The following is a 7,527-nucleotide window of genomic DNA, read 5'->3' as shown; positions in this document are numbered from 1 at the left end:
ATATGACTAAACACATTAAATAATACCTAACACCTGTTATTATATGAGACATATTTTAGAGGGAGGTATTTTTTTATGGAATCAGGAAAAGTAAAATTCTTTAACGCTGAAAAAGGCTTCGGCTTTATTATCGTTGACGGATCAAACCAAGAAATCTTTGTTCACTTCTCAGCTATTGCTGAAGAAGGTTACAAATCATTAAACGATGGACAAGCTGTTTCATTTGACATGGTCGAAGGACAACGTGGAATGCAAGCAGAAAACGTACGTAGTTTATAATTTCGGTACACAGCTAAGAAGGAGCAACTGCTCCTTCTTTTTTTTATTAGTCTACATCTATTTACCATCATATATTTAGAAGATATCAGTTTTTATGTTAGATCTCTATATTTAATTTTTCGTTAAACTCTAATTCAATTAATCCATGATGAGGTTTTCTTTGACTACTTGGTGGGAAAGAAAGATAATCTCCATATGTGTTGAGCAGAATGAATTGATAATTATTAGGGATGGGTAGAAGGATCTTTTCAAAATCATAATAAGAAGGTCTAAGATGATCATGTATTCGCCTTCTATATTCTCTGTATGTTTTAAATCCCTGAGTCATATGCGTTACAAAATCTGAATCACTATGTGTATCATTGTACTTCGTCATGACTTTGGTTTGCATTCTGTTTAACTCTTGCATTGAATTCAGAGATAGAGGGCAATCTATCTTCGCTCTCTCCCATAACACTTTATCATTATTCCTGAGTAATTTAACGCGCTTTAATTTCGCTTCTTGTAGAATGCTAATTTCTTCTTCATGCAATCTTATAGAACCACTTGAGGATGGCATAACATCATAGGGGAATATATCAATGAAAATTCCATGATGTACATCGAGATGTGACCATTCTTCTTGTATTGCCTTCGAATTATTCAAACGAAGGCGAGTAAATGAATGGACATATTGCGGGTCAGTGTCATAATTTTGAACAAAAATCTGATCATTATTCCATTGTTTAGTCATCTCCAAAAAGACATCATAATCCCATCTAAGCATCGCTATATCAATATCATCATCCCAAGGAATGAACCCACTGTGTCTTATTGCACCAATAATTGACCCAAAATCCAACGTAAAGGGAATCCTGTGTTTTAAACAAAATTTGTTTAACTCTTTTAACAAGTACAGTTCGTTTAATTGTAATTTTCTAATCAACTCTTTTGATAGCGTTTGATCGGAAACAATCATATTTTCAGACCTCCTTTTAAAATCAGAAATCCATAAATATTTGACTAATTAACCTTAGTATATCACGTTAAATGCAACTAACTCTAATTATAGATTATTCAGTGAATACAATAAATCAAAAAAAAGCAACTCCCTTCATTGAAAGTGGCTTTGCATAATTGTCAATATCATTTCTATTTAACTATTTCTACAAAAACAATCCTTCCGAATCCAATAAAGTATGAGTTAGCGATTTTACTTATATTAAAACGTCTAAAGGATTTCGATATCATTGCGTTATTATGGATTTATTTTCTCGTAAAAACATTGCATGGATGCTTTTTACGAGAATGAATTTAACCTTAATACTTAATGTCTTCTATGATGTATGCCGGTTATGAAAACCTCAAGCAAATTCACTCATCCATTCGGTTCGCAGTTCACAGTATCGCTCCTTCAAAGTAAGAAAAGTAATAGATGACTATAACGCAGTGCAATCTTTCTCAAAAAAGTCATATCCTTGAGATAATGCAGTTATAGTATTATTTTTTATGTATTTAAAACATGAAGAAACAAACAGTCAATCTTTCTTAGAAACCGAAGACTGGAAGAAAGTCTATTCACTTATATCAATGGTTTCTATAACCATTCAGACCTAATGCGTACAACATTAAATGTCACATGATGAAAAAAACTTGAATTTAACCAATTAACTCCCTAATCACTGTCCAGTGTATTGACATTGTTCCAGAGACTTGGGCACTCCAATATTCAGACAACATTAACTACCTATACTCACCTTTAGATAAAAATGAGAGTGAATTAATAAGAATTGTAGGGGTATCGTTGACCAAACAAATAAAAAACCCACTATTAAGTGGGTATAATTTCATATGGCGGAGAACATGAGATTCGAACTCACGGAAGCTTGCGCTTCGCCACCTTTCCAAGATGGTGCCTTAAGCCACTCGGCCAATTCTCCAACTGCTTTCTCATTATACATAAATATTCTCGCAAAAACAATGTATAATATAATAAATTGGAGGATATTATGTTATTAATAAACCGAATCCGTGACTTTGACAAATTATCGGAAACTGAAATTAAGATTTCGGAGTATATACTTGCCCACCCCAACGAAGTTATTTCCTTGAGCATTCAACAATTAGCACAGCGAACCTTCACATCTACCGCCACAATTACTCGTTATTGTAAGAAGATGCAAACGGATGGGTTCACTGATTTTAAAGTGCGCTTAACCAGGGAATTAAGCACATCACCGCGTGGGCAACGTGTTCGTGATGATTTGCCATTTAATAAAAATGAGTCTACAAACCAAATCCTAGAAAGTATCTTAAACCTGAATTACCAATCGATGCAGGACACATATAACTCAATCGACCAACAACAACTAAATCGTGTTGCAAGGGCAATTCACCAATCGCCGCATATCTACCTATATGGAACAGGTCAATCTTTAATTCTTTGTCAGGATTTCCAATACAAATTATTTCGCATCGAAAAAGACTGTAACCTCGAGTCAGCTGTCGGCTTTCAGTTTATGAAAACCCATACCCAACCCAAAGACAGTCTTGCAATTGTTATTTCATACTACGGTACCAGTATCAATAACCTTCGTATCATGACGTCACTCAAAGACCGTAACGTTCCAATTGTTTTAATAACCGGGCCAAATGACAACCCCTTAGTTCCACTCGCTGACGAAGTCATTCATGTTGCACCACAAGAAGAACTTATGACAAAGATGGCATCTTTTTCTTCACGTACAGCAATCCAATTAGTCTTAGACATGATTTATGCGCTTGTCTTTTCGTTTGACTATGAAATGAACCAAACACGCATCGAAGACAGCTCAATAATTCGATAGACTATTGTTCCAAAAACTGTGTAATAAATTTGTAAACACCGTTTTCTATATTAGAATCACAATGCATACGCGCAACAGCCTTAACGGAATCTGTTGCGTTTTTTACGGCTACGCCAATTTGAGCCGCTTCAATCATTTCAACATCATTATCGTTATCGCCGAAAGCGACGATATTTTCCATTGTCAAACCATGATTCTCTAAATACCACTGGATTCCTAAAGTCTTATTCACACGCGGATCCATGAATTCGAGAAGATCTGTTCCTGTTTTGACAGCTTTGTAAGCAGGATTCCCTACTGCTTTCGTATAATCAATCAACGGTTGCAGTGCTTCTGGTGTCCCATTAACAAGAATTTTCGCCTGAGCATCTTGGACTGCCAAGGTTACGTCACCGACTACAAGAATATTTCGAATTTTCGAATCGTATCCTTCAAATCGTGAACCATCATCGGTATACATTTTGTCATTGACCGTTAATGTCGGGTTTAAGTTAAACTTTCGCGCATTAGCAATGACCTCGAGGGCTGCAGCTCTATCCAACGGGTATTGAAATATCTGCGTTCCATTTGTGAAATCATACGCCTCAGCACCATTTTCAAACACGGCAAAATCAACAAGACTTTCTAGATCCTCAATTACAGTTTCCGCTGACATTCTTGGTCTACCTGTCGCAATTCCAAATCGATAACCATTCTGCCTCAACATTGTTATAAGACTTCTCGTTTTACTTGGTAGTTGATGGTCTTCATCAAAAAGTGTTCCATCGAGATCTGATACAAATACTTTAATCATAATATCCCTTTCTAATAAAAAAAGAACAGTAGGAAGATTCCTACTGTTCGAGTAATAATTTTCCTTATTGAGGAATATATGTAACGCCTTCTGCTTCTAATTTTGCAATAACATCTGCAAATTGTGGAAGGTAATCTTTATGCGCTACTAACATTTCGTTCAATAAATCTTTTGTATAAATTCCGCTTTGTACAAGTGGATTAATATTGAATGCTTGGAGTGCTTTATTGTAATCGCCTGAAACAGCTGCTTCAATAACAACTTCTTCCATAGCTTTCATTAATTGAAGTTGACCACGAGCTGCTGGTGGGAATGAACCCCAGTTAAATGGCTCTGCACCGTGTGATGTAATCACTGATGTAACTTCAACAACGCAGTCATATGGTAAATCAGTTACTGTACCATTATTTTGTGTACTTACGGTCATAACGGTACGGGAATCATTATGAATTGACGAAATGATTTCACATGCAGCGTCTGAATAGTGGGCACCACCACGTTTTGTAAGTTGTTCTGGTTTATAATCCAAGTTCGGATCTTTGTAAAGTTCAAAGAGTTCTTCTTCAGTTGCTTTTACAGTTTCCGCACGTGTTTTATGATCTTTATAATTTTGTTGGTTTTCTGCAAGCATTTCGCGTTCTACATAGTAGTAGCGGTGGTAAGGACATGGCAATAACCCTAAGTCTGCGAGTTGTTCGTAGCTATAGTTAATGTTTGCAATGTTAGCAACTTCTGCTTGTTTGCTCTTTGCATAATCACTTTCTGGGTTATAGAATGCGTTGATAAGTTCGGATGTAACTTCACTGCCGTCCTTATCCCAAACACGATGCCAGTGGAAATGGTTTAATCCTGCAAATTTTTCAAAGAGAATACTTGCATCTTTATCATATCCCATTGCTTCGTGGTTCATTTTTGTTGCACCGACTGGAATGTTGCACAATCCAATGGTACGTTCCCATCCACCAACTTTAATTGCCGCTTCAGTAACAATACCTGCTGGGTTCGTAAAATCAATTAACCATGCTTTAGGAGCTAATTCTCGCATATCTTTGATAATATCAAGAATAACAGGAATCGTACGGAATGCCTTAAAGATTCCACCTGCACCATTTGTTTCTTGGCCAAGGAGTCCATATTTACCTGGGATTCGTTCATCTTTAACACGAGCTTCTAATTGACCAACACGGAATTGTGTTGTAACAAAATCAGCATCTTTTAATGCTTCACGACGGTCTGTTGTTAAGAAAACTTTCCAATCAAGACCTGCAGCTTTAACCATTCGTTGTGCCATTGCACCGACGATTTCCAATTTTTCACGTCCTGCTTCAACGTCTACTAACCACAATTCACTGATATCTAATTTATCTTTACGGTTGATAAACCCTTCCATAAGTTCTGGGGTATAACTTGAGCCACCACCGATTGTAACAATTTTAAGTTTCTTACTCATACAATTGTCCTCCTGTATTTACTGTTATTGTACCTACAAATTTGTTGCTTTTCAATTTATTGTGATAAGTGGTCACAGGTTTTCATATATCATTGTTTTTTTTCATCGAATATGAAAATAATTACCATGATTCGCTTTTGAGGATTCTATGGTATCATGATAAAAAGGAGATTGATTATAATCATGCAAAAAATACTAATCGGTACATATACACGACGCATTAGCGAGGGTATCTACAGCATTGACCTCAATGAAGATACAAAGAATTTAGAAAATTTAAACCTGGTTGCTCCCGCACAAAATCCTACATATCTTGATTTTGATGCTAATACTGGAAAACTCTACAGTGTACATCAAGAAGATTCATTGGGTGGCATTGCTGTTTGGGATTTTGACGGTACACATGCCACGCTAGACTACACACGAATGACTGAAGGCGTTCAACCGTGCTATGTTCGCTACCATGACACTGAAAAATCAATTTATGAAGCCAATTATCACGCAGGTTCGGTAACCGTTACTCATAACAAGATTGAAGATAAGGTCATTCGCTATCAGGATGGAGCTCATGCTCATTACATTGACTACGATCCCAAGACTGATGATGTCTTTGTTTGTGATCTTGGTAATGATACAGTTCACAAGTACCGTCTGATGAATGAAATTGCGACATATAAAACGGCTTCTGGCATGGGTCCACGTCATATTGCATTCCATCCAACACAACCTGTACTTTATATCTTTGGGGAATTGAACAGTACGATTGATGTTGTACAAGATGATGATTTCGACCTTATCCATTTACAAACAGTCTCTACCCTTCCAGAAACAACTGTAGAAAGTTTCGGTGCTGCAATTCGAATTTCAAAAGATGGAAGCTATGTTTATGCATCAAATCGTGGTCATGATTCAATCGCTATTTTCAAGGTTAATGATGATTTCACATTGACTTTCTTGAGTACTGTTTCGACAGAAGGGAAACATCCACGTGATTTCAACTTAAGTTTGGACGACCATTTCTTAGTTGTTGCAAACTTACACACAGATAATCTCACACTCTTTGAACGCAACCCAGAAACAGGACTGCTTTCATTAGTTCAAAAAGACATCCACGCACCTGAACCAGTTAGTGTTTTATTTATCAATACCAAGTAATGATACTTAGTATTGACATTGGTGGAACATTTATAAAATTTGCGCGTCTTAGTGAAAACTACGCAATTCAAGCGTCCTGGAGTATAGATACATTCGCGGTTACAGATTCCGAAGTCTTTTATGATTCCCTTGTTGCTAAAATGGGGAATCTACAAGATGTCAAACGCATCGCGATATGTCTACCAGGCATCATTTCTGATGACTATGATGTCCTTTCCAAGGCATCCCCTCGGGTGAAATCAATGTATGGCACAAATATCGCGCATGAAATCAGAAAGCGAACCGGCCTCGAGGTCTTTGCTTGCAATGATGCCCATGCAGCTGCAGTTGGCGAATATCAGTTTGGTTCGCTCAAAAATACCATTAGTTCGTTTACCTACGTCATTGGAACAGCAGTTGGTGGTTGTTATATGATTGGCGACTCGGTTCAAAAAGGTAGTGATAATTATGCTGCAAGCATTTCTATGATGCCCTTATATTTTGAAGCGAACAAACCAATTTGGACCTATACGCGCTGTTCTGCAAATGCACTTTTTTATCAGTATCATGCATATTCAAAACAGCCACTGCCTTCCGCTAAAGCAATCATTGAGGCTGCAGAAAGGAACAACGATGCAGCTACCGTTGTTGACCAATGGGTTAGAGACATTGCACGCTCCTTATTTCAAGTGAGCGTCGCCTTTAATCCGCACCGTATCGCAATTGGTGGCGGTGTATCGAATAATCCTCATATTGTCCAACGCATTGAACACGCATATCTTGAAGTAGTGCAACAGTATTTGCATACTCCACCACTCACCTCAAAAGTTGTATGCTTTCAAAACCCTGCACACGCACACCTTCTTGGTGTTGCTTATTTGGCAAATCAGTAAAAAACAACGTCGAAAATTTGACGTTGTTTTTCTTTTATCAAATCTCAACCGCACCACTATTCATTTTTAAAAATTCTATCTCATAAGCAGTTTTAAAGTCAAACATTTTGCGAGGCATTGAGTTGATTTTAAAGGCAATGTCATCAAGATATT

At 37.1% G+C, this 7,527-nt stretch carries 7 protein-coding genes, 1 tRNA gene and 1 pseudogene; 4 read left to right on the top strand and 5 right to left on the bottom strand.

All coding sequences use genetic code 11. The annotated features are described in order from the left end of the window. Positions 1-75: 75 nt before the first annotated feature. Complete coding sequence (locus tag GVV20_RS09915) at positions 76-279, top strand: cold-shock protein (RefSeq protein WP_159638344.1); 204 nt, start codon at positions 76-78, stop codon at positions 277-279. 97 nt (positions 280-376) lie between these two features. Here GVV20_RS09915 and GVV20_RS09910 read toward each other — a convergent pair whose 3' ends face one another. Next, positions 377-1,237 (bottom strand): LicD family protein, encoded by an 861-nt coding sequence (locus tag GVV20_RS09910; RefSeq protein WP_159741000.1) that lies wholly within the window; start codon positions 1,235-1,237, stop codon positions 377-379. A gap of 873 nt (positions 1,238-2,110) precedes the next feature. Further along, positions 2,111-2,198, bottom strand: a tRNA-Ser gene (locus GVV20_RS09905). 69 nt (positions 2,199-2,267) lie between these two features. Here GVV20_RS09905 and GVV20_RS09900 point away from each other — a divergent pair. Then, complete coding sequence (locus tag GVV20_RS09900) at positions 2,268-3,104, top strand: MurR/RpiR family transcriptional regulator (RefSeq protein ID WP_159741001.1); 837 nt, start codon at positions 2,268-2,270, stop codon at positions 3,102-3,104. 1 nt (position 3,105) lies between these two features. Here GVV20_RS09900 and GVV20_RS09895 read toward each other — a convergent pair whose 3' ends face one another. Beyond that, complete coding sequence (locus GVV20_RS09895; RefSeq protein WP_159741002.1) at positions 3,106-3,897, bottom strand: HAD family hydrolase; 792 nt, start codon at positions 3,895-3,897, stop codon at positions 3,106-3,108. Positions 3,898-3,961: 64 nt separating this feature from the next. Next, complete coding sequence (locus tag GVV20_RS09890) at positions 3,962-5,347, bottom strand: 6-phospho-beta-glucosidase (protein WP_159741003.1); 1,386 nt, start codon at positions 5,345-5,347, stop codon at positions 3,962-3,964. A gap of 183 nt (positions 5,348-5,530) precedes the next feature. Here GVV20_RS09890 and GVV20_RS09885 point away from each other — a divergent pair, with 183 nt between their 5' ends. Then, positions 5,531-6,502: a lactonase family protein gene (locus GVV20_RS09885; protein ID WP_201287543.1), complete on the top strand. Its 972-nt coding sequence runs from the start codon at positions 5,531-5,533 to the stop codon at positions 6,500-6,502. After that, complete coding sequence (locus tag GVV20_RS09880) at positions 6,502-7,374, top strand: ROK family protein (RefSeq protein WP_159741004.1); 873 nt, start codon at positions 6,502-6,504, stop codon at positions 7,372-7,374. The genes GVV20_RS09885 and GVV20_RS09880 overlap by 1 nt, the downstream gene beginning before the upstream one ends. A gap of 37 nt (positions 7,375-7,411) precedes the next feature. Here the strand turns inward: GVV20_RS09880 and GVV20_RS09875 are convergent. Then, positions 7,412-7,527 (bottom strand): annotated as a pseudogene (locus tag GVV20_RS09875) (IS30 family transposase); the annotation flags it as partial.

Origin of the sequence: Erysipelothrix aquatica (assembly GCF_009828775.2) — a bacterium.
Taxonomy (GTDB): domain Bacteria; phylum Bacillota_I; class Bacilli_A; order Erysipelotrichales; family Erysipelotrichaceae; genus Erysipelothrix; species Erysipelothrix aquatica.
Note: the sequence above shows the minus strand (reverse complement) of the source record. Positions and strands in the feature narration are given on the sequence as shown.